The 23689-nt window shown below is 53.2% G+C and carries 16 protein-coding genes and 1 pseudogene; 11 read left to right on the top strand and 6 right to left on the bottom strand.

Annotated features, from left to right (window positions below; all coding sequences use genetic code 11):
* The first annotated feature begins 6 nt into the window (after nt 1-6).
* The 5 genes from MKX42_RS21875 to MKX42_RS21855 all read left to right on the top strand — a co-directional run bounded on the left by MKX42_RS21875 (nt 7) and on the right by MKX42_RS21855 (nt 7479).
* Nucleotides 7-1815, top strand: a complete 1809-nt coding sequence (locus MKX42_RS21875) for a sensor histidine kinase (RefSeq protein WP_340754569.1) — start codon at nt 7-9, stop codon at nt 1813-1815.
* The gene (locus MKX42_RS21870; protein ID WP_340754567.1) at nt 1808-3331 is read left to right on the top strand and encodes a response regulator; all 1524 of its coding nucleotides are present in this window, start codon (nt 1808-1810) and stop codon (nt 3329-3331) included. Before MKX42_RS21875 ends, MKX42_RS21870 begins: the two co-directional genes overlap by 8 nt.
* Before the next feature lie 119 nt (nt 3332-3450).
* Entirely contained in the window at nt 3451-4470 is a 1020-nt protein-coding gene (locus tag MKX42_RS21865; RefSeq protein ID WP_340754565.1) for an endo-1,4-beta-xylanase, read from the top strand.
* A 44-nt stretch (nt 4471-4514) separates the two neighbouring features.
* Complete coding sequence (locus tag MKX42_RS21860; protein WP_340754563.1) at nt 4515-5948, top strand: glycoside hydrolase family 43 protein; 1434 nt, start codon at nt 4515-4517, stop codon at nt 5946-5948.
* A gap of 19 nt (nt 5949-5967) precedes the next feature.
* Nucleotides 5968-7479, top strand: coding sequence for a glycoside hydrolase family 43 protein (locus tag MKX42_RS21855; RefSeq protein ID WP_340754562.1), 1512 nt, complete (start codon nt 5968-5970; stop codon nt 7477-7479).
* On the opposite strand, the gene MKX42_RS21850 is transcribed toward MKX42_RS21855, so the two are convergent.
* A complete protein-coding gene (locus MKX42_RS21850; RefSeq protein WP_340754560.1) occupies nt 7476-8366 on the bottom strand; it encodes an AraC family transcriptional regulator in 891 nt (296 codons plus the stop codon). The genes MKX42_RS21855 and MKX42_RS21850 overlap by 4 nt on opposite strands.
* A 125-nt stretch (nt 8367-8491) precedes the next feature.
* On the opposite strand from MKX42_RS21850, the gene MKX42_RS21845 reads away from it, so the two are divergent.
* Entirely contained in the window at nt 8492-10474 is a 1983-nt protein-coding gene (locus MKX42_RS21845) for a glycoside hydrolase family 31 protein (protein ID WP_340754558.1), read from the top strand.
* A gap of 670 nt (nt 10475-11144) precedes the next feature.
* Here MKX42_RS21845 and MKX42_RS21840 read toward each other — a convergent pair.
* Nucleotides 11145-11936: a helix-turn-helix transcriptional regulator gene (locus MKX42_RS21840; protein WP_340754556.1), complete on the bottom strand. Its 792-nt coding sequence runs from the start codon at nt 11934-11936 to the stop codon at nt 11145-11147.
* 171 nt (nt 11937-12107) lie between these two features.
* On the opposite strand from MKX42_RS21840, the gene MKX42_RS21835 reads away from it, so the two are divergent.
* From MKX42_RS21835 to MKX42_RS21820, 5 genes and pseudogenes are all read left to right on the top strand, one after another.
* Nucleotides 12108-13922: a family 43 glycosylhydrolase gene (locus MKX42_RS21835; RefSeq protein ID WP_340754554.1), complete on the top strand. Its 1815-nt coding sequence runs from the start codon at nt 12108-12110 to the stop codon at nt 13920-13922.
* Nucleotides 13923-13992: 70 nt separating this feature from the next.
* A pseudogene (locus MKX42_RS33470) lies at nt 13993-14100 on the top strand (carbohydrate ABC transporter permease); the annotation flags it as partial.
* A gap of 52 nt (nt 14101-14152) precedes the next feature.
* Complete coding sequence (locus tag MKX42_RS21830; protein WP_340754552.1) at nt 14153-16177, top strand: right-handed parallel beta-helix repeat-containing protein; 2025 nt, start codon at nt 14153-14155, stop codon at nt 16175-16177.
* Between the two features lie 395 nt (nt 16178-16572).
* Nucleotides 16573-17478 (top strand): GNAT family N-acetyltransferase, encoded by a 906-nt coding sequence (locus MKX42_RS21825; protein WP_340754550.1) that lies wholly within the window; start codon nt 16573-16575, stop codon nt 17476-17478.
* 147 nt (nt 17479-17625) lie between these two features.
* Nucleotides 17626-18402: an alpha/beta hydrolase gene (locus MKX42_RS21820; protein WP_340754548.1), complete on the top strand. Its 777-nt coding sequence runs from the start codon at nt 17626-17628 to the stop codon at nt 18400-18402.
* A 181-nt stretch (nt 18403-18583) separates the two neighbouring features.
* Here MKX42_RS21820 and MKX42_RS21815 read toward each other — a convergent pair whose 3' ends face one another.
* The 4 genes from MKX42_RS21815 to MKX42_RS21800 form a co-directional block, all read right to left on the bottom strand.
* A complete protein-coding gene (locus MKX42_RS21815; protein ID WP_340754547.1) occupies nt 18584-20380 on the bottom strand; it encodes a hypothetical protein in 1797 nt (598 codons plus the stop codon).
* 45 nt (nt 20381-20425) lie between these two features.
* Nucleotides 20426-21391, bottom strand: a complete 966-nt coding sequence (locus MKX42_RS21810) for a carbohydrate ABC transporter permease (RefSeq protein WP_340754546.1) — start codon at nt 21389-21391, stop codon at nt 20426-20428.
* Nucleotides 21388-22317 carry an ABC transporter permease subunit gene (locus MKX42_RS21805; protein WP_340754544.1) on the bottom strand — a complete coding sequence of 310 codons (930 nt, stop codon included), beginning with the start codon at nt 22315-22317 and terminating at the stop codon, nt 21388-21390. The genes MKX42_RS21810 and MKX42_RS21805 overlap by 4 nt, the downstream gene beginning before the upstream one ends.
* Before the next feature lie 524 nt (nt 22318-22841).
* Nucleotides 22842-23612, bottom strand: a complete 771-nt coding sequence (locus tag MKX42_RS21800; RefSeq protein ID WP_340754542.1) for a helix-turn-helix transcriptional regulator — start codon at nt 23610-23612, stop codon at nt 22842-22844.
* Nucleotides 23613-23689: the final 77 nt, after the last annotated feature.

Below are 23689 nucleotides of genomic sequence, written 5' to 3'. Positions count from 1 at the left end.
GCCTGCATGAAGAATAACCGGAAGCCATCTGCCTTCATCAATGATATTCCGCTCAAATATAAGTTTTTGTTCATCTACTTACTGTGCGTGCTTGTCCCCATACTTAGTATCAATGCCCTCTTTTATGTGCAAATCAGCCGTAATGTGGAGGCACGGGAGAGGGGGAATTTGGAGATTTCGGTAGACCGGGTGGCCTATGACCTGATGCAGATCGTGAACGAATGCGTGGCGATCAGCAACACGGTGGCTGCGGACCGGCCTTATATGGAGATGATGGACTACGCCTATCCGGATAATGAGGCTTATTATGATGTTTATAATGATTCTCTGAAGGACAAGCTGCGGCAGTACAGCAATCTTCATTCTTATATCTACTGGATGGGCATATACACCTCTAATCCGACGATTCAGAACGGCAACAGTTACTTCATTCTGTCGGACGCAGATAAGAGAAGTGAATGGTACCGCAAAATCTCAAGCAGCTCCAATAAGGTGCTGTTGACTTCTTATCAGGGGACCAACCCGCTGAATCCGCCGCAGCAGGAGGTGCTGGTCAGCTTGATCCGCAAGCTGGATAACTTCACGGGCCAGCCCTACACGAAATATCTGAGGATTGATCTGCGGCTGAACAACATGCAGGAGCTGTTCCAGAAGGAGCGTGACTATCTGGATTTCAAGCTGCTGGATGAGAAGAACCGGGTCGTGCTGGCTTCGGACCGTTCCTTCTCCTCGCTGGATGCGAGTGCCTTGCTGAATGTGGACACCAGTCTTGACCAGCCTTCCAAGCAGATTGTCCGGGCGCTCAGCAGTGCGGCCTACACCAAGGGGTGGCAGCTGGTAGGAACTCCGGAAGGGCGTAAGATCAGCCATGAGATGGACCGCGCGCTCAGGAACTCGCTGATTCTGGTCCTGCTGACGATTATCATTCCCACGCTGCTCATGATCGTGATTATACGCTCCTACAATCTGCGGGTACGGCTGCTCTACAAGCATATGAAACTGGTCAAATATGAACAATTCGAGAGCATAGATATGTACGAAGGGAAGGATGAGATCGGAGGTCTGATCCGCAGCTTCAATCTGATGACCGGCAAAATCCGCAATCTGATCAATGATGTCTATAAGCTGGAGATCCAGAAGAAGGATCTGGAGCTGGAACGGGTACGGGCGGAGCTGAAATATCTGGAGAGCCAGGTGGACCCTCATTTCCTTTTTAATACGCTGAATGCGATCCTGGTCATCTGTAAGAAGTATAAATATGAACAGGTTACCGATGTCATCCGCAACTTGGCCCTGATTATGCGCAGGCTGCTCAGCTGGAAGGATGATCTGATTACGGTGGAGGAGGAGGTATCCTTCGTCGAGATGTATCTGCAGATTGAGAAGTTCCGCTTCCAGAACCGGTTCTCTTATGTGCTGGATATTGCGCCTGAGGTGCTGAACTGCCGGATTCCCAAGATGAGTATACAGGCACTGGTGGAGAATTCCTGCAAGCATGGCCTGCAGTCGGTCAAATGGGCAAGAGAAATCCACGTGTCTGCTTCGCGGAATGAGACAGGTCTGCTGATTATGGTGACTGATAACGGCAAAGGAATTGAGAAGGAGAAGCTGGAATGGATCAAGTCCCATCTGGAGACAGAGGAGGATACGGGACAGAATGTCGGGCTTCGCAATGTGTATAAACGCCTAATGCTGTACTATGACGGCAGGGCTGGATTCAGCATTGAGAGCATCGAGTACGAACGAACGGTCATTACCATCCAGATTCCCGAGGATTTGAGTCTGGTTCCGATAGGGGAGGGAGCTCATGTATAAAGTAGTGCTTGCTGATGATGAGACGATTGCCTTAGAGGGGCTGCGGACGCTGACCGACTGGGAGGAGCTGGGCTTCGAGGTATGCGGAGCCTGTGAGAACGGGGAGGAGGCGCTGGCTGCCATTATCCGCAGCTCGCCCGATCTTGTGATTACAGATATCCGCATGCCCGAGATTGACGGGCTTGAGCTGATCCGGCGCGTACGCAGCCTTGATATGGAGCAGCCGGTCTTCATCGTGCTTAGCGGCTATGGCGAATTTGAGTATGCCAGAACAGCCATCAGATACGGGGTAAGGCATTACCTGCTGAAGCCGGCCATGGATGCGGAATGGGATAAGGTGCTTACGGACATTACGGATGAGCTGGAGCTGCGCCTTAAGCAGACCATGCAGCAGAGCATGCTGTCCAGCCGGCTGCTGCCGCTCGCGATCGCGCGCATGCTTGAAGGGCATTGGGCGGAGCCGGATGAAGAAGCAGCGGAGCAGATGGACCGCCTGGATGAGGCGGCCACTGGGTGGACGTATGTGCATGTGGAGGGTCATAGCAGCCGGATTACGGAGCTGTGCCGGGAGCTGGCCGCACCGGCCGGTGCGATGCTCATTGATCTGCCCGGGGATCAGACCGGGCTGGTCGTGGAGAGCTCGGGGGGGGCGGCGGCTGGACTGGCGGAGCAGCTATACGCCGGACTGACCCGCAGCGGGGTAAAGGGCTCGGTCAGCATTGGGCCAAGTGTGCGTTCCCTCCGCGAGCTGCCGGTCTCCTACCGCGAAGCGGCAGACGCTGCGGCCCGCCACTACTTCTATTCGGATGAATGCGGCCCGGTGGACTCGGCCAGTGAAGCTGAGGGACAGGTGAATTACACGCTACCTTCCGCAGAGCTGATTGAGGAGATTATCAGCGCAGTGGAGCGGCTGCAGGAGCAGAAGGCCGCAGAGAAGCTGAGCGAATTGTTCAGTGTGTTCAAGGAGAACCGGACAGATCCGGGAGTCGTCCAGATGACGGGCATGGATATCATGCTGCGGAGCATGGAGCTGCTGAAGGAATTCGGCGGCGCGGACGATCAGTGGATCGGCACGCTTGATTTTTTCAGAACCGAGCCGAGGTCCTTGGAAGACCTGCAGGTCACCTTGGAGACGGCGCTGGGAACCAGTATGAACTATATCCGCCAGCACAAGGAGCGTAACTCCGAGCATCCGCTGATCCGCGTTGAATGCTTCCTGAGAGATCATTACGCAGAGCATCTGACGGTAAAAGAGATTGCTGAGCATTTCTATATTAATCCGGTGTACCTGGGCCAGGCCTTCATTAAAAAGCACGGTATCAGCATTCTTGAATATATTCATAATTTGCGGATTGAAGCGGCCAAGCAGCGGCTCGTTGACACTCAGGACACAGTCAGAAGCATTGTGGAGAGCGTCGGTTACGTACACTATCACCATTTCTTAAGAGAGTTCGAGAAACGGACGGCGCTGAAGCCCGTTCAGTTCCGCTTACAGGCTCAGGGAAATCAGAAATAGGGTGCAATTATTTATTTGGGGTCCATCTATTTACTTTGGTGATGGTAAACGCATACAAATGCGTTATGATAGAGAGAGTTGTCCCAAAAAATGTTGTCCAATACAGGAGGTTAGCAAAAATGAAGCAAGCCAGCAGCGAAATTCCTGCATTACATGAAATGTTCCGGGAGGCCTTTAAAATAGGGGCTGCCGTCAGTACCAGCATTATAGCTGCCCAGGGTCCTTTCATCGCGAAGCATTACAACAGCATCACCGCCGAGAATGAGATGAAGCCGGCTCTGGTTCAGCCGCAGGAAGGCAAATTTACCTTCGAGGCTGCGGACGGTATCTTCGAATTCGCAGAGTCGCGCGGGATCGGTGTCCGGGGGCATACGCTTCTGTGGCATAACCAGACCGGAGACTGGATGTTCCAGGATGCGGAAGGCGGAACCTGCAGCAGAGAGAAGTTGCTTACCCGCCTGCAGACCCACATTAACACAGTAGTGGGCCGTTACCGGGGACGGGCGTACGCCTGGGATGTAGTAAATGAAGCGATTGAGGATAAAACAGACCAGTACCTGCGGGATACGCGGTGGCTTGAGATCATCGGCGAGGATTATCTTCGCCAGGCCTTTGAAATGGCACATCAGGCAGACCCAGAAGCGCTGCTGTTCTACAACGACTATAATGAGACCGATCCTGTCAAAAGCGGCAAAATCTACAAGCTCGTACGCAGCCTGCTGGACCAGAATACGCCGATTCACGGAATCGGAATGCAGGGACACTGGAATATCTACGGCCCTTCCATTGAGGAAATTCGTAGTGCCCTTAAGCTCTACGCATCACTGGGGCTTAAGATCCACATTACCGAGCTGGATCTCTCCGTGTTCCGTCATGACGACAAACGCACGGATTTGAAAGCGCCAACAGCTGAAATGCTGAAGCTTCAGGAGGAGCGTTATGCCGAGATCTTCGCCCTACTGCTGGAATTCAGAGACTCCATTGATTCGGTGACCTTCTGGGGCGTGGCCGATGATTATACCTGGCTGGACGGCTTCCCCGTCCGGGGACGCAAGAACTGGCCGTTCCTGTTCGATGAGCAGAAGCAGCCGAAGGCTTCATTCACCCGGCTGGCCGAACTGGCCGCACTGCAATCCTAATATTATTTCAAGCTCGACACCTTATTATATCTGGAGGGAATCACATGACAACTCAACTGAAGCAGGCAACCGGCAAGGTACCGCCAAGCGGCAATCCGCTGGTAGCACACAGATACGGAGCCGATCCTTATGCCCTGGTATTCGGAGACAGAGTCTATCTGTATATGACTAATGATGCACTGGAGTATGATGAGAACGGTGTGGTGAAGGAGAACTCCTACAGCAGCATTAATACGATTACCGTAATCTCATCCGCTGACCTGGTGAACTGGACCGATCATGGTACGATAGCCGTAGCCGGACCGGAGGGTGCAGCGAAGTGGGCAACCCAGTCCTGGGCACCGGCAGCGCTTCATACTGTAATTGACGGCAAGGACAAGTTCTTCCTCTACTTCGCCAATAATGCCAGCGGCATCGGCGTTCTGTCGAGTGACAGTCCGGTGGGTCCATGGGTGGACCCGATCGGGGAGGCACTGATTCTGCGCTCTACACCTGGGGTAGAGGATGTTACCTGGCTGTTCGACCCGGCGGTGCTGTTGGATGATGACGGCAAGGGGTATATCTACTTCGGAGGCGGCGTCCCGGAAGGACAGTTCGCCGAGCCGGGCACAGCACGGGTGATGCCGCTGGGTGAGGACATGACCAGCGTGGTGGGCAGCGCGAAAGTGATTCCGGCCCCGTTCATGTTCGAGGATGCCGGAATCCATAAATGGAACGGAGTCTACTATTATACCTACTGCTCGAACTTCTATGACGGGGAACGGCCGGAAGGCAGCCCTCCTGCGGGAGAGATCGCCTATATGACCAGTGAGCATCCTATGGGTCCCTGGACGTATCACCACACGATCCTGAAGAATCCGGGACATTTCTTCGGCGTATCCGGGAATAACCATCACGCGGTCTTCCAATTCCATGACAGCTGGTATATTGCTTATCACGCCCAGACCTTGTCCAAGGCCCAAGGGATTGCGAACGGTTACCGCTCCACACATCTTAACCGCCTGACTCATAATGAAGACGGGTCCATCCCGGAGATCCATGCGGATTACGAAGGTGTGCAGCAGCTTGCAACGTTGAACCCGTATGAGCGTATTCCGGCGGCAACGATGGGCTGGAGCGCAGGGGTGAAGACAGAATACCTGGCCGAGGGCGGAGTTCAGGCAGTAACGGATGTGGAGCACGGCGGCTGGATCGGACTTTCCGGGATAGACTTCGGTAGCGGAGCCGGCTCGTTCCAGGCCTCAGTCCTGAGCCTGGAAGCGGGCGGCGTGCTGGAGCTGCACCTGGATGAGCCGGCGGGTCCGGTTATCGGCAGACTGACGGTTCCGGCGGCGGACGGCTCGCAGGAATGGCTGGAGCTGAAGACGGGGGTCCAGGGAGCGGAGGGAGTGCACAACCTCCATCTGGTATTCGCAGGAGAGAGCGATACGGGCTTGTTCAAGCTGGCTTCTTGGCAATTCACACCACAGCATAACTAACATCAAGGGGGCGGGTACTTTGAATACAGCCATCATTACCAATCCAGTGATATGGGCAGATGTCCCGGATGTGGATGTCATCCGGGCCGGCCCGGTGTTCTATATGGTCAGCACCAGCATGCACTCCATGCCGGGCTGCCCGATTATGAAATCGGTGAATCTGAAGGACTGGGAGATTGTAAGTTACGTCTTTGATACCTTCGAGGACACTCCGGCCTTCCGGCTGGAGGACGGCGAAGGCATATACGGCGGCGGTTCCTGGGCTGCCTCGCTGCGATGCAAGAACGGAATCTATTACGTATGCTTCTCCTCCAATGATACGGACCGGTTCTATATCTACCAGACCCGGGATATTGAGCATGGACCGTGGGAGCGTTCGGTCATCCCGGACCTGCACCATGACCCGGCACTGCTGCTGGATGATGACGGCCGCAATTATGTGATCTACGGGAACGGGGATATCCGCATACGGGAGCTGAATGAGGACCTGACCGGATGGATGCGCCACGGAACGGAGCAGCTGCTGCTGGAAGGCGAGCGGAAGGGAATCATGCTGCGGATGGAAGGCTGCCACGTCCATAAGCGCGGCGGGTACTATTATCTGTTCTTCATTGAATGGCCGGCAGAGGGCAACATGCGCAGACGCCAGTTGTGCTACCGGTCCCGGGAGCTGCTGGGTCCTTACGAGCGCAAGGTTATTCTGGACGATAACCTGGGCTACGAGAATCGCGGTGTAGCGCAAGGCGGGTTGGTCGATACTGAGGACGGCGACTGGTACGCTGTGCTATTCCAGGATCACGGGGCAGTTGGACGCGTTCCCTGCGTGTTCCCTGTGAGCTGGGAGAACGACTGGCCGGTGATCGGGGATGGCGGCAAGGCTCTGCTGGCCTTCGATACGAAGCTTCCCGCCGGGGAGCCGAAGGCGCTTGTAATCAGCGATGAGTTCGAGTATACGGAGAACCGGCTGGCGCTTCAGTGGCAATGGAACCATAATCCCGATAACGGGCTATGGTCGGTTACCGAGCGGCCGGGCTGTCTGCGGCTGCGTACAGGCAAGGCAGCTGATAGTGTCGTAACGGCGCGCAATACGCTGACCCAGCGGACGGAGGGTCCGGCTTGCAGTGCCGAGACGATGATGTATCTGGGCGGCATGAATGAAGGGGACCGGGCCGGCATGGTTGCTCTCCAGTCCGGGTACGGCACGGTTGAGGTCGCCGCCGGAGAGCAGGGACAGTTCACCGTGGATATGTGTATCCAGGGTGAAGATGGCGTTGAAGTGGTGGAGAGTATCCCGTTCGCGGGTGAACGCATCTGCCTCAGGATTGAGTTCAACTTCAAGGATGGTGTGGACGAGGCCCGATTCTTCTACTCGGGAGGCGGTGAGGCCTGGCACCCCATCGGGCAGACGCTGCATATGGAATATAAGCTGGATCATTTCATGGGCTACCGGATCGGCTTGTTCAATTATGCGACCCGGCAGCCGGGGGGCTATGCCGATTTCGATTATCTCCGTTATCACAGAGAGGATTAAGACCGGGTCTGGAAATGGGAAGCATATTCGCTGGGTGTCATCGATGTATGCTGCTTGAATATTCTTCCGAAATACGTCAGGCCCGTGAACCCGACCCGGAAAGCCACCTCCTGAATCGAATGCCGGCGCAGCTGGAGCAGGCGGCTGGCCTCATGCACCCGCAGCATATTCACATATTCGATTAAGGTCTTGCCGGTGTTCTTTTTGAACAGATGACAGAAGTAGTTGGGGGTCACGCAGCAGATCCGTGCGGCCTCCTCCACGGTCAGCGGTTCATGGAAATGGTTGCTAAGGTGAATCAGCAGGGGCTGGATGCCCGTCTCCTGCCGGTCTCTTTTGGAAGGCGGTGCTGTGAACTCGGCCAGGGGATAAGCCAGACCCAGGGAAGAGAACAGGCCGCCTTTAATACATAATTCATACCCGGGGCTCTTGCTCTGGTAGCTGTAAATAATCTGTTCGATGCATCCTCTGATCTGGCGGGTAACCGGCTGGTCCGACCCATAGAAGGCAGGAAGCCGGATTTCACCGGAGAGCAGCGGCCGGATATGCTGAAGCTCAGTCAGGTCCCGCATTCCGTTCAGCAGCGCTTCGTTGTAGACAACCGCATACAGCTCACTGCCATCCTCTGTCGGGTAGGCCGCATGAATCTGCGGACGGCTGACGAAGGCAAGCTCACCCTGCACCAGCTCTCTGGAGTGGGGGCCGACCTGGACGCGGAAGCGGCCCTTGGTAACGAGAATCCATTCGAGATGGTCATGCCAGTGAGGCGGAATAATACTGCGGTCCGGAAAGCAGATATGAAATACATTGATGGGGAACAGGCCCTCGGGAATTTCCGTGTGCTCTTTTTTCCATGGATAAGGCTTGTCCTCGAACGCTCCACTCATCTTAATCCCTCCACATAATCGTAATATCGTATGATAGATGCGTACTTTTATGTATAGTATAGCGGCTTTGCACTCTTTATAATGTGGTTGCAACCTTATTATAGAACTGTTGGAGGGATCGCGCTATGTTTCGTGAAGAGAATGGCAGACTAATCAGAGAATATGATCATGAGAGAGTCTGGATAGAGCCTTGGGGAGAGCATTCGCTGCGTATCCGGGCTTCGTATGCGGAGATTACCGATGAGAAGTGGGCGCTTCTGCCTGCTGTGCAGACGCTGAGTCATATATCGATTACCAAAGAGCGCGCAACGATTGTAAACGGGAATATCCGGGCGGAAATAACGGACAAGGGACAGATCTTCTTCTATAACCAGCATGGCAAGCTGCTCCTTAACGAGACGGAGGATACCTATCAGTTAAAATACGGAGGCAGAGAGCTAAGCGCCATCCCCGGCAGCAGTGACTTCTCCGTGAAGCTCCGGCTGGAAGCGGACCCGCAAGAGAAGCTGTACGGCATGGGCCAGTATCAGCACTCCTTCCTGAATCTGAAGGGCTGTTCGCTGGAGCTGACCCACCGCAACAGCCAGATCAGCATTCCGTTCGTGCTGTCAAGTAGCGGTTACGGGTTCCTGTGGCATAATCCGGCGATCGGACAAGCGCATTTCAGTCTGAATGTGACCGAATGGACAGCCCCGTCAACCAAGCAGCTGGATTATTGGATCACTGCCGGTGACTCGCCTGCCGAGATCGAGGAGGCTTATGCCAAGGCTACGGGAACCGTGCCGATGATGCCGGATTATGGTATGGGGTTCTGGCAATGCAAGCTCCGTTACCGTACGCAGGAGGAACTGCTGGAGGTGGCAAGGGAACATAAACGGCGGGGGCTGCCGATTGACGTTATCGTCATTGATTTCTTCCACTGGACGAATCAGGGAGACTGGCGGTTCGACCCGGAATATTGGCCTGATCCGGAGGCGATGGTGCAGGAGCTGCAGGAGCTGGGCATTGAGCTGATGGTTTCGGTCTGGCCGACTGTCCAGACGGAGAGCGAGAATTATAAGGAGATGCTGGAAAAAGGGTACCTGCTGCGCTCGGACCGCGGGGTGCGGACACAATTCCAGTTCCTCGGCCAGAACGCGATCTTCGATGCGACTAATCCGGAGGCCCGCAAGTTCCTGTGGGGATTGATTAAGCAGAATTATTATGACAAAGGAATCAAGGTCTTCTGGCTCGATGAGGCGGAGCCGGAGCTGACGGTCTATGACCATGATATCTACCGTTATCATATCGGCTCCAGTAAGCAGATCGGCAATATCTATCCGATGAAATACAGCCAGACCTTCTATGACGGCATGGCCGCTGAAGGCCAGGAGAATATTATCAATCTGGTCCGTACCGCCTGGGCGGGCAGCCAGCGCTACGGGGCGCTTGTATGGTCTGGAGATATTCACTCCAGCTTCAAGGTGCTCAGCATTCAGGTGCGGGCCGGACTGAATATGGCCGTGGCCGGGATTCCATGGTGGACCACCGACATCGGCGGCTTCCACGGCGGTAATCCGGCAGACGCCTCCTTCCGGGAGCTGATGGTCCGCTGGTTCCAGTATGGCGCGTTCTCACCGGTATTTAGACTGCACGGGGACCGTTCGCCTTTTGTTGAGCCTACCGGAACACGGGGCGGGGGCGTATGCGGAAGCGGCTCGGATAATGAGGTGTGGAGCTACGGGGATGAGGCGTATGTCATCTTCAAGGAGTTCATGCAGATGCGGGAGCGGCTGAAGCCCTACATCCGCGGGCTGATGGAGGCTGCACATGAGAAGGGCACGCCGCCTATGCGTCCATTGTTCTATGATTTCCCTCAGGACCCGGCTGCCTGGGATATCGAGGATCAGTATATGTTCGGTCCCGATCTGCTGGTCGCCCCGGTGCTGGGCGAAGGTGAACGGGCACGCAAGGTGTACCTCCCGTCCGGCTCAGAGTGGACCCATGTCTATACCGGCACTGCCTATGCCGGCGGACAGGCTATTATGGTGGACGCGCCGCTCAATCAGATTCCGCTGTTTGTGCGGGACGGGGCCGTGTTGCCGTTGCTTGGCGGGGCTGAGGAGTAAGGCGGAAAATATAATGCAAGAAGTGTAGGGCATTAATTATGGCTATACTCACTCTGCATTGTTCACAACTGTACAAGCTAAGTAGAGCAGCGATTCTCCTGATAGTGGAGGGTCGCTGCTCTGTTATGTGGGCCGAATGTATGCGGAAAACCGAACACATTGGGTGGCGCGGGTGCGTATGGGCCAAATGTATGCGAAAAACAGACATGACAAGACAGAGGCCTTGTCACCCCCAGGAATGAAAATAAGTGGGTGGCATCCGTCGCATCCATTCTAAATGATGCTGTAGTCGTCAACACTACATATACAAATCAAAGGGCGGACGATTTACTGGGATACCCCCGTGCGAAAAACCGTTCTATTTGGGCCGCGTGGGGCGTGAGAGCGGAATGTAATCGAAAAACCGATTACATTGGGCGTGGCAGAGGCGCGAGGATGGAATGTAGTCGAAAAACCGATTACATTGGGCGTGGCAGAGGCGCGAGGATGGAATGTAATCGAAAAACTGATTACATTTGGTTTGGCGGAGGCGCGAAGATGGAATGTAATCGAAAAACCGATCACATTGGGCGGTGGCGAGAGATTGCCGATAGTTGGAGCAACGATGTATTCACATTTCCACATACCGTTTGCCATACTCCTAACTAACTCCGACCCTATTACACTCCCGCTATTCCCCCTTCCGAATCAGCGGTTGTTTGGAAGCCAGCCGCTCCCGGTAGGCGCGGGGAGAGAAGCCGGTAAGCTGCCGGAACTGGCGGCAGAAATGCTCGACATTGGCGTAGCCGCAGAGAGCGGCGATCTCGGCGATTTTGTGCTGGCCGAAGCCGAGCTTCTCCTTGGCCAGCCGAATCCGGCATTGAATGACATCCTCCATGCAGGAGATGCCGAAAGCGGACTTGTAGATGGTCTGGAGGTAGCCGGTGCTGATGTGCAGATATCCGGCCATCGAGGATACGGTCCAGGGGTGGCCGGGATTGCTGTACAGCGTCTTGCGAAGCTCCAGCAGATTATAATACTGCGGCGTCAGCTTGTCCTGGGACGCTTCGGACAGCTTGTTGAACAAGAGGCGGAACAGGTAGTCAATGGACAGTTCCCGGTAATCGTTCTGGAACGAGTTCTCCAGCGTCAGCAGCTGGAACAGCTGATGGCAATATCCGGGGTCGGGCAGGGAGAACGGGCTGCCCAGCGGCAGGACGCTTTCAGTGATATACGATTCATCCGCATCGAAACGGACCCAGTCGTTGACATATCTTTTGGAGCAGGCGCGGTAATAGATGTTGTGCCCTGGAGGATACAGAGCGACAGAGTGAGCGGGAAATTCCTTCAATTCACCGTCCACTTCGAACACCGCCGGAGTCTGGGTCAGGACAAGAAGCCAGGCGTCCAGTCCTTTGGGGATACTGTAGACGAAATTAGCCGGATGTGCGGCATCGTATTCCACGTAGTGAATTGTGGGCATGGGCTTCTCCTTTCTTCGGATAGATCAATTAATGGTCAGTAAATATCATTGTTAGTATTTCAGTGAATCTCTATAATTTGTAGTGGACATAAGAGTAAATCTGAAGGTTGACTAAACAGTGTGTAATTATAGTTATTAGAAATTATCAATAGGAAGGAAGATTATGAATTCATGATACCACAACAAAACGAAGATCGGAAAGATATCCTTTGTTATACAAGGCTGCCGCAGGAGGATATCGTGTATGCTTCGAAGCTGGCTTACAGTATGCACCTGGCTTACAAGACCGATGGGGGCCAGTATCAGGCATTGAATCATAACTCGGGTATCCTGTTCGCCAAAGCGACGGAGAATGTGGATGGGACGCTCCGGGCCAAAAGCCTGAAGCAGCCGTATCTTTTCTACTTGGCAGACGGGAATTTCGGCGTCATTGCTGTGCGTACCGAGGCTGACGGGGGAGTAGATGAACAAAGCATGGGGAAGGTGTTGCTGTTCTCATCAGCCGATCTCCTGCAATACAGTGAGATTGGACTGGTGGAGCTTAAGGCGGGCACTCATGTAAGCGATGTCTCCTGCACCTATGACCCGGAGCGGAACGGTTACCTGATCCAATGGATAGACGGGCAGGGCCAGGGCTATGAGAATTTCACTGCCGACATCCTGAGCCTCACGAATGTCTCAGCACCGGTAGAAGCGGAGCCATTCACGCTGGAAGCCGTGCAGGCTGATATCGAGGGAATCCAGCCGCGTAATAGGATCGCTGTCTCCGCCGAGATAGCCCGCAGACTTTTCTGCAAGCTTACGGTGCCGGAGAACATTGCTGTCGTAGTACCGGACCATGTAAATGCGGCATCGGTTGATGATGTGAAGGCGGTCCGGGCAACGGCCTTATACAGTGATGGAACGCAGGCTGCCAAAAAAGTCCGTTGGAACACGGATGCCATCAACTGGGACAAGGCCGGAACCTACAGCATCTCCGGGGAGATCCATCAGGATCACTTTCCATTCCCGATTGCACTTAACCGTGCGGACCCTTGCATCGCGAAGTGGAAGGGGAAATACTATTTCATTGCGACTAATGACGCGGATAAGGAACATACGTTGTATATTAGGGAAGCCGATACAATTCCCGGGCTGGTGACAGCCGAGGAATCCCTGATCCTTGATTCCTCCACGTATGAAGAGATCGGCGGCCTGCTGTGGGCACCGGAACTCCATATCATTGAAGAAGAGCTGTATATCTTCCATGCCGCAACACCCGGCGAGTTCTTCCATGAGGAATCACATGTGATGAAACTGAGTCCGGGCGGAAACCCTATGAATGCTGCGGACTGGTCCAGGCCCCGCCGGGTAGTGAAGAAGGACGGAAGCTATCTGTGTGAAGCAGGCAAAACAATCTCGCTGGATATGACCGTCATTCGCTGGAACGGCCAGCTCTATGCCGCATGGTCGGAGCGCCAATTCCTGCCGGTGGATCTGGGAGCCTGGGTCTACATCGCCACGATTGACCCGCAGGAGCCGTGGAAGCTAACCAGTGATCCGGTGCTGCTGACCCGGCCGGATTACGGCTGGGCCAATAACCATACGTTCGTGGACGAAGGTCCGTTTGCTCTGTACACTGATGACAAGCTGTTCGTGACTTTCGCCAGTGCAGCGGTGGATGCTACTTATGTGGTGGGTCTGCTGACCGCAGACAAGGGGGCAGATCTGCTGGATATTAACAGCTGGACCAAGGGCAATTATCCGCTGTTGACCTCCAGAAGTGTGCCGGGGGAATACGGGCCTGGCCACAATTCCTATGTGACGGACGAGGACGGGGTGATCTGGAACGCCTACCACGCCAGACCGGGAATCGAGGGACCGCGAAGCTCCGGCCTGCGGCGCGTGCATTTTGACATTGATGGTGCTCCAGTTCTGGATCTCACCGAGGAGAAGGACCTGAATCCGGGCCTGAAGCAGGTATCCATGCAAGTCATCGTAGGCTAGAATCCTGGCCCGCCTAACTCTATAATATTCCTTGTCATCCGGGACCCCCTGCGGTCACGCCAATGTCCGCGTTCGGGCAACCATGACGATTGTGGCATCTGTGCCGATTATTATGGTGCACCCGCTCCTGCACGGTCTTTTCTATCAGGGTTGTATACAAGGCTATAGCAAAATATAGAATATTCATTTAAAATGTCCAAATGACATACAAGAAAGAGGAGGATTATCATATGGAATATCATGTTGCAATGCAAGGGAGCGATCAGGCTCCCGGTACAGCAGACAAGCCCTTCCGTTCCATATCCCGCGCTGCGGCGCTGGCGGAGCCTGGAGATACGGTCACCGTTCATGCGGGGACATACAGGGAATGGGTGAACCCGGCTAACGGAGGAACAGAGGATCAGAGAATTGTCTATCAGGCTGCCGGGGACGGGGAAGTCGTCATCACAGGCGCTGAGCCGGTGGCAGACTGGCGAGAGGAAGGGGACGGTGTATGGAGTACAGAAGTGCCGAACAGCCTGTTTGCTGTGCGCAATCCTTTTGAAGAAAAATTATATGGTGACTGGCTGTTCGAAGGGGCGTTCGAGCCGCATCTGGGGGAGGTCTATCTCGACGGCAAATCGCTGTATGAATGTGATAGCGTTACCAAGCTGCGCGATCCCCAGGTATGGCCGCAGGCCAAGTACCCGGCGGACTCTCTGCTCCAGTGGTATGCAGAAGTAGGCTTGGCTTCCACCAGGATCTGGGCGAGCTTCGGGGGCAAGGACCCGCGCCGGGAGAATGTGGAGATCAGCGTTCGCCCTTATTGCTTCTGGCCGGAGCAGACGGGACGGGGTTATATAACCGTCAAGGGCTTTACGCTACGCCAGGCATCTCCTCAATGGGCACCGCCAACGGCATTGCAGGAAGGGCTGATCGGACCCCACTGGAGCAAGGGCTGGATCATTGAGGACAACCACATCTGCGAGTCCAAATGTACAGGGGTGAGCCTGGGCAAGGAAATCTCGACTGGGCATAACGAGTGGTCGAATGGCCGGATGAAGGGTGGGACGCAGCGGGAGCAGGAGGTTATTTTCCGCGCACTCCGCCAGGATTGGCATAAGGACAACATCGGAAGTCATATCGTCCGCAATAATGTAATTCATGATTGTGAGCAGGCCGGGGTTGTCGGCCATTTGGGCGGGGCCTTCAGCCAGATTCTCCAGAACCGGATTTATAATATTCATCATAAACGGATTTTCCACGGGGCAGAGGTCGGCGGAATCAAGCTTCATGCTTCACTGGATACCCAGATTTGCGACAATGTCATTTACAGCTCCTACCGGGCGTTATGGCTGGACTGGCAGGCACAAGGCACACGTATCAGCCGGAATGTGTTTTTTGACAATTTGTCAGAAGATTTCTTCATGGAGGTATGCCACGGTCCTTATATGGTCGATCACAACCTCTTCCTGTCGCCGATGAACTTCCGCAATATGGCCCAGGGCGGCGCGTTCGTCCATAATCTGTTCGCTGGCAGGTTCGTGGTGCGCCCCGAGCTTACCCGTTATACGCCGTACCATATGCCGCATGAGACAGCGATTGCCGGTTACAGCAACTTCACAGGCGGTGATGACCGATATTATAACAACATCTTCCTGCGTGATGAGGACAAGGACAATGAGGTAGTGCCGATGACGTTCTTCGAGCATCTGCCGCTGGCCCCGAGAGAGCAGCTTAACGATAACGGTGAACGGGTGATGGATGGTATCCCGGATAATTCCCGCTGTTATCTGCATCCTGTTGGACTGGGCGGCTATGATGAGCACCCGAATGCGCTGCATAAGCAGTGGTGGGAATACAACAAGGAAGAGATCAAAGCGATGATTGATTCCGGGAAGCCGTTTCATCCTGAACAGATGGCCCTTCCTGTAGCCATCCACGGCAATCTGTATCTGAAAGATGCAGTGCCGGGTACACATGAGCCGAACGCGAAGGTCTATGCCGACAAGGGTCTTGAGATTGAGGTTGATCCGGCTTCCGGCAAGGTGCAGGTGCATATTGTGAGCCCTGAGCTGCTGCGTGCCGCAGCGCCTACCGTGGTCACCACGAATCTGCTGGGCCGAAGCTATCACGCCGAGATGCGCTACGAGGAGCCGGACGGCTCGGCGTACCGGTTCGACCGCGACTTCTTCGGTAAGCAGCGCCCGGATTCGAATGTGACGCCCGGACCGTTTGAATTATCGGAGAACAGTCCGGTGAAGATTGTACTGTAAGTTAGAATACTTGAAAGCCTGTCCGTGAGGGACGGGCTTTTGTGTTTTTTAAAGACATTTATGAGTTGCGGCTATCTGTGCGTAAATGCCCTCTCAATGAGGCGCGGGCCGAATGTGGTCGAAAAACCGACCACAATCGGTGCGGCTGCTCTGAGGGATGGGGCCCCGTCTCCGCAGCCCGTACCCTTTTAAAGAAATCCTGCAAGAAATGCAGCAATGCGGCCTAAGTCACAGTATACAATGAGGCACAAAGCATCCTTCACCCGCAGGGTGAATTTGTTCTATACAAAGCAATGTAATAAATGATCCTACCAGATCTTTGCCTACAAAGGGGAAGTGGCTCTACATATAATGGAAGAAGGATGAAATGATGAGAGCCGAATGGAGATGAGTAGATGAAGGCATTCAATGAAAAGTACGTAGACACCGAGGAGAACTTCAACAACGTTCATGCCTTTTTGAGAAAAATGGTAACTTTGACGGGAAAGCTTCAGACCTGGGAATTCGTCAGATTCGAGTTTTGGAACCGGTACGAAAAGTCCAAGAGTGCAGACCCTAATTTCAAGGAGCAGAATGCACACCTATGGAAGAATGAAGCTGGTGAGATCATAGGCTTGTTCATTTCCGAATCCGGAGGCAGCTTCTTCAGCTTAATTGTCCACCCGGATTATCCGCAGCTGGCAGGCGAGATGGTGGAATGGACCCGGAATGTATGGGGCGAGGGGAAAAAGAAGCTCAACACCGATTGCTATCCCTATGGTCTGGAGGTTCAGGCATTATTAGATCAAGGATTTGTGCAGGATTCTCATATCGGGAATACCCGAAGATACGATCTTGCGCATACGGATTACACTTTGAATCTGGAAGAAGGATTCTATATCCGTTGCATGGCGGAAGGGACAGACGAAGGCGCGAAGAGTGAACTGATTGAGCAGACCTTCTCTCCCGGGAATTCCAATGTAGGGAGCATAGAGTACTGGAGAAAAGATCTAAAGTCCTATAAGGCGGAGCTTGATTTCTCTGTGGTTGATGATAAGGGCCGGCATATTGCCTTCTGTTTCGGGTTCGTGGATCAGGATAACGGGATAGCGGTTATAGAGACGATTGGGACCCACCCGGATTACCGGCAAAGCGGCTTCGGCAAAGCGGTGATTACAGCATGTTTCATGCGGCTGAAAGAGCAAGGGGTGACAATGGCCTACATTACGGGTTTTTCTGCTGAGGCTAATGCCCTCTATCAATCTCTGCGTCCGGTGGAGATCATTCCAATGCATTCGTATGTGTATGAACCTCAAATCTAGTCCGTACAGGTGTTATTGATGGATTTCGATGCTCCATATATTTTTTTGCGCAGCAGGTTCCTGAGCAGGATTCCACACTTAGTTTATCGAATAAACAAAGTGTTGGGATATACATATAATCTATGAGAGGAATGAGCAGCTTTGGACATGAACCATCAGAAGTATACAACACAAGCAGCGGGATATGATCAGGAGAGAGCAGGGATCGAGCGTGGTAAGATCACGATAATTGAATATCCCTCTGCAACCGTTGGCAACACCCGGAAGGCTAGAGTATACACACCACCTGGCTACTCCAGCACAGAGAAATATAATGTCTTATATCTGTTGCACGGTATCGGCGGAGATGAGAACGAATGGTACACTCACGGCACACCGCAGATTATCCTGGACAATCTGTATGCTGATCACAAGCTGAAGCCGATGATTGTTGTGCTGCCGAACGGTCGGGCGATGCAGAATGACCGTGCTGAAGGCGACATCTTCGCGCCTGATAAGTTGGAAGCCTTTGCAACCTTTGAGTCTGATCTGCTGAACGATCTGATCCCTTATATTGAAGCGAATTATTCCGTGCTGACGGACCGGGAGTACCGTGCGCTGGCCGGGTTGTCCATGGGCGGAGGGCAATCACTCAACATGGGTCTGAATAACCTGGACCGCTTCGCGTGGGTAGGAGCCTTTTCTCCGGCACCTAACACGAAGGAGTCTGAGCTGCTGGCACCCGACCCGCAGAAGGTAGCGGACGCGCTTAACCTTCTCTGGTTATCTTGCGGAGACCTCGACAGCCTGAAGTATGTCAGCGACCGCACCCATGCTTACTTCATAGAGCATAACGTGCCGCATATCTGGGTAGAAGAGCAGGGCGACCATGACTGGCCGGTCTGGAAGAACGGCTTGTATCAGTTCGCTCAGCTTATTTTCTAATTGGTGTAGGGGGCTGCCGGAAGTCTAAATGTTCACCGCAGTGACGATGATGCTTTCAGTCCTAATCTTTAGTGTCTCTTAACACACTGAAACTCAAAAAAAGGCAGCCCCAAGCCATCTCCATGGCTCCGGGGCTGCCTCTTCTTTTACTTTTACAGCTTACGCAGTAACGTTCATTTGCTTACTTATTAGCAACCGCATCGGCACGCATTTTAACGATTTTGTCTGCTCTTTCCTTGTCTACGGCGAAGACATCGTTCCAGCCGAGTCCTTCGACATCGCTCTTCAGCTTGGTCCAGAGCTGGTCGAATTCGGCCTGGTCCTTGGCGAAGATCATTTTCCAGGAGGTGTTCTTGACATAATCCGAGATCTGGCTGCGTTTGTTCTTGACGTCAGAGGAATCGGAGCCAAGACTCGTGTTGATGTTCGGCACGATGTCGATCATGTTGTTCTTCGTATAGTACTCGGTCGGAGTAGTGGCGTCATAGGTTTTCTGCCAATCTGTAGTCAGTGCAGTCTTGTTCGCTTCAATGGTGGAAGCCCAGTAGGTACTGTTGTAGAATTCTTTGGTTTCCGGGTCGGTCACGAAATCACTCATAATCATCGAGTTGACCTTGCTTTGGCCATCCTGGTAACCGCCGCCGCCGTATTCAGCAGGGACCGGGGTGTTTTCCTGGAATGCAGTTTGGCCGACTTCGGTCAGCTTGAATTTGCCGTCCGGTGTTTTTTCATAGTTGAAGCCTTCGAAGCCGTTGGTGTAGTAACGCAGGCCTTCCGGTGAAGACATCCAGTCCATCAGTTCCATGATTCTTTCCGGTTCTTTCGCTTTGGAGCCGATGGCGAACACTCTGCCGTTCCCGAAGTAAGCATCACTGTTCTGGATCAGATGGGTATCGCCGATCGGAACGGCTACGTTGCCGTCACCCTGGTTGCCGCGTTCAATCGTGTTGTAGAAGCCTCTCTGCCAGGAGTACCACAGGAGCAGCACCTGCTTGTTGGTCAGCTTCTCAGATACCTTGTTCCAGTCCTGGGAAGGGGAGTCGGGGTCGACGAGACCCATTTTGTTAGCGTCATAATAGAACTGCAGAATCTTCTTGTACATGCTGTTGTCGTCCACGATCGGAACAATATCGCCTTTGGCGTTCAATTGAATCGTTGTCGTGCCGTTCGGCTGCTCATAGCCATACCAGTTGCTCAGCCACCGGACATTCTCCATACTTCCGCCGTCCCAGTCCTTCCACAGCGTAATCGGAACAATCGGCTTACCGTCCGGAGTCTTCGGATATTTAGCCTGCATGTCTTTCAGGGCTGTCATCAGGTCGTTCAGGTTATTCAGCTTCGGCGCGCCGATTCCCTTGTAATAATCCCAAGGCATAATCGGGCTGGAGTAAGGCAGCTCTTCCGAAAAGGTCGTTGGCGAAGTATCGGCGGTGAAGGCCGGGAGAGCATAGATTTTACCGTCCGGATTCTGCTTCTCGAAGGCCACATTGAACGGCTTAAAGTGATTGTCTACATATTGGGACAGATGCTCCGTGTTCTTAATCATGTCGGTTAGATCCATAATCATGCCTGCCGGAATCAGTTCCTCGAGCTGGCTGTTCTCGATAATCAGGAGGTCGCCGAGGTCACCGGATGCCGAGCGGGTCTTGTACAGCTGGTCACCCGCTACCTGCGGAGCCAGAATGTTCAGTGTGATATTGAACTTGTCTTTCAGCAGCTTGCCGTACCATCCCGTCTGCTCGCCTTGATAGTTAGCTGCGTTGTCGAATACCGTAATGGTTAGAGGTTTGCTGTGATCGATGCCTTTGCTTGTGCCCGGATCGGATGACTCAGTAGGTGTTCCGGGTTCGGCCGTCCCCGCAGCAGCTCCTCCATTGTTGGAATTACCGCTGCAACCACTTAGCGCCGTTGTTACCAGCAGGATGGTCGTCCCTAGTAACAGCGCGGACTTTCTGCCCAGCTTAATGTGTGTTTTCATGTGTAGCCCCCCGAATGATTAATGTATCATAATGGCGCAGGTCCGTTAGCCTTTCACGGCGCCAATTATAATTCCTTTGACAAAAAATCTCTGGAAGATCGGATATACCAGCAGAATAGGTGCGACTACGATAATGGTAACTGTCATGCGGATGGAGGTAGAGGTTTGCTTGGTCGCCAGAGTAGCCATCGCCGTTGAGCCGGCATTCTGCAGGTTGACCATGGTGGACAATGAGCTGGCCTGATTGATGTAGTTATACAGTATGAACTGTAAGCTGTAGAGCTTACTGTCCGTTACCAGCAGGAGCGTATCCTGGAAGGAGTTCCACTGGTTGACCGCGGAGAAAATGGCAACGGTTGCAAGGATCGGCTTGCTGATCGGCAGGATGATTTTATAGAAAATCGTGAAGATTCCTGCGCCGTCAATGCTTGCCGCCTGCTGCAGCTCCTTTGGTGTTGCCTCGACGAAGGTTTTGACCAGGATAATGAAGAAAGGAGCAACAACGGACGGAAGAATATAAGCCAGAAAGTTGTCCGTCAGATGCAGCGATCTCATGGTCAGATACCAAGGGATAATCCCGGCGTTGAAGAACATCGTGATAATGGTGAAGCGGTACCAGAACTTCTTGCCCCACATGTCCTCCTGGGCGAACATAAATCCGAGGAAGGCCGAGGCGCCGACCGTCAGTAACGTACCGATTACTGTTCTGCCGAGAGAGATCATAAAGGCATTGCCCAGACCCGGGATTTTGAACACATCGATATAATTCTGGAAATGAATCCCTTTCGGCCAGAAAATAATTTCGCCCTTGGCACTGAGGTCGTTCGCGCTGATCGTATTGATAATGATCGAGTAGAACGGATAAACGCAGATGAAGGCGAACAGTGAGAACAGGATGTAGATAATAGTAGAGATGATTTTATCGGTAGCGCTGACCTGCATTTTGACCGTTTTTTTGGTGATATCGATCTCACGGGTGTTTGGAGTAAGACTGGTCTGGTTGTCACTCATACAATGCCCTCTCCTCTCAGCATTTTGGACAGCCCGTTCACCGAAAAGAGAAGCACCACGCTGATTACACTCTTCAGCATACTGATCGCAACAGAGACAGAATAGCTGCCGCCGCCCATGGCGAGGTTATACACATATAGATCAAGAACCTGAATAGTGTCCTTGTTAAACGCATTCTGGAAGACGAAATACTGCTCCAATCCGTTGTTCAGGAAGCTTGCAATCTGGAGCATCAGCAGGACGAAGTAGGTTGGCATCATGCTTGGCAATACGACATGGCGGATAACCTGCATCCGTGTAGCCCCGTCTACATAAGCCGCTTCATACAGCGATTCGTCGATGCCCATGATGGCCGCGATGTACAGAATGGCGGACCAGCCGAGTGTCTTCCAGGTAGCCCATGCCCACATCGTCCACCAGACATGCTCAGAGCTCTGCAGGAACATGGTTGGAGAATCGGTCAGCCCGGTCATATGCAGGAAGCCGTTGACCATCCCTTCGCTGGAGAACATGGAGAAGGCGAGGGAGTACACAAGCACCCAACTGATAAAGTTCGGCAGCGTGGTGACCGTCTGGATGAATTTGCGGAAACGTACCGCCTTGATCTCGGTCAGGAAGATGGCGAAGATCATCGGGAGCCAGGAAAAGAGGATACCCAGTCCGCTGATGCCGAAGGTATTCCAGATGACCTGCATCAGCTGATCGATCTTGACCTGATTCTCAACCAGGGAATGAAACCATTTGAAGCCGACAAACTCGGATTGTGACAATGGGATAGGCGGGGTGTAGTCAAAGAATGCATATACCCATCCATAGAGCGGATAGTAGGCAAAGACAGCGAGTAAAAGCATAAAGGGAGAGATGTAAAGGAATTTCCGGAACGAATTGCTTCTCATGCTCTGGCTGCGCATTGTTTCACTCCTCATCGTATTCTCTTTGTATGATTGCTTCCTGAAGCTAAGCCGGGGCAAGCAATCCTGAGTAACTTGTCTGGCTGTCATCCCCCTTCATAATAAAAGCAATGAAAAGCAAATTCGGAGCAATTGATAACGCTTTCATGTATGAAACTATAATAAGTTATCGTCTATCTTCCTACAATGACCGATCCTCACCAATTATTGATCTATTGTCAGGTGAAGGAAACGCGGACGAGAAGGGAAAGTGCATGGGAGGGGGAGCGAGAGAAGCAAGGGGCGCAGACAAAACGGGACTTTATAGGAGTGGGAAGAAAGGAGTACGAGAGGCTAAACGGAAACCCAGAGAGTGATGAGGGGTATTAGTGCACCTTAATTCGGAAAAAGTGGGCGGATGAGCCAAATGAGGGGTTTTAACACCTGATTTCATCAAATGGACGGGGAGCAGCGCTTCTATGGTCTGGCAGGCAGAGGCCGTACTTATTCAGAGCCTTGCTCCAGATTTCGTACAGGCCGCTCCCTCTACCCCCTCTGTCTCAGGCAATGACGAAGCATTGCTTGCGGTATTCATTGGCACTGGTTCCCGTGTATTCTCTGAATTTTTTGTAGAACCAGTCGATTTCCGAATACCCCACAGCGTCTGCAATCTCATAGATCTTCATGTCGGTCGTTTCCAGCAGCAGCTTGGCCTTCTCCATCCGCTGGCGCAGGAGGTATTCGTTGAAGGACATATTCTCCTGCTGCTTGAACTTCTGTCCAAGATAAGCGCAATTGAAGTTCAAGGAGTCGGAAATCTGCTTAAGCGTAATATTACGATGGAGCTGCTCATCCACATATTGCTTGATCGTACTGACAATTGGAGACGGGGAGGGCGGATCTTTTTGAAGGGGGAACTCCGCATAATCCTGCTCCGCAGCAGCCGGTCTGCCGGCCGGGGCCAGTAACCGCCTAACCGCCTCCAGACTTCCGCCCAGCTCAGCCGGGTCCACCGGGTCTGTCAAGTAATCGCTTACATTATAGAGTAAAGCTTGGCGCGCCAGCCCGAAATCCCCGCTGCCTCCGAGCAGGATAATCGGAACGGAGCTTCCCTGCCTGATCTGCTCACAGACTCTCATGCCCGGCGCATGGGCGTCCCTGATGTTCAGAAGAACCAGTGATATCCCCTCGCTGCGGATCAGCCGCAGAATATCGGATGAATAATCAGCATGCGCATGAATAATGAAATTCTTAAGTCTGCTCCCTGCCATATAAGAAGCGATCTCCCGCACCTGACGGTTTCGCTCTACACATAAGATTCTGTACAACATGAAGACCCCGCTTTCAGAGAGAAGTTAAGCTTACTTCATTCATTATGTGCAACAGAGCCGGGCGCTACAATGTGCAA

This window comes from Paenibacillus sp. FSL R7-0204, from assembly GCF_038002225.1.
Classification (GTDB): Bacteria; Bacillota; Bacilli; order Paenibacillales; family Paenibacillaceae; genus Paenibacillus_AQ.
This window is presented reverse-complemented; position numbering and strand designations above follow the sequence as displayed.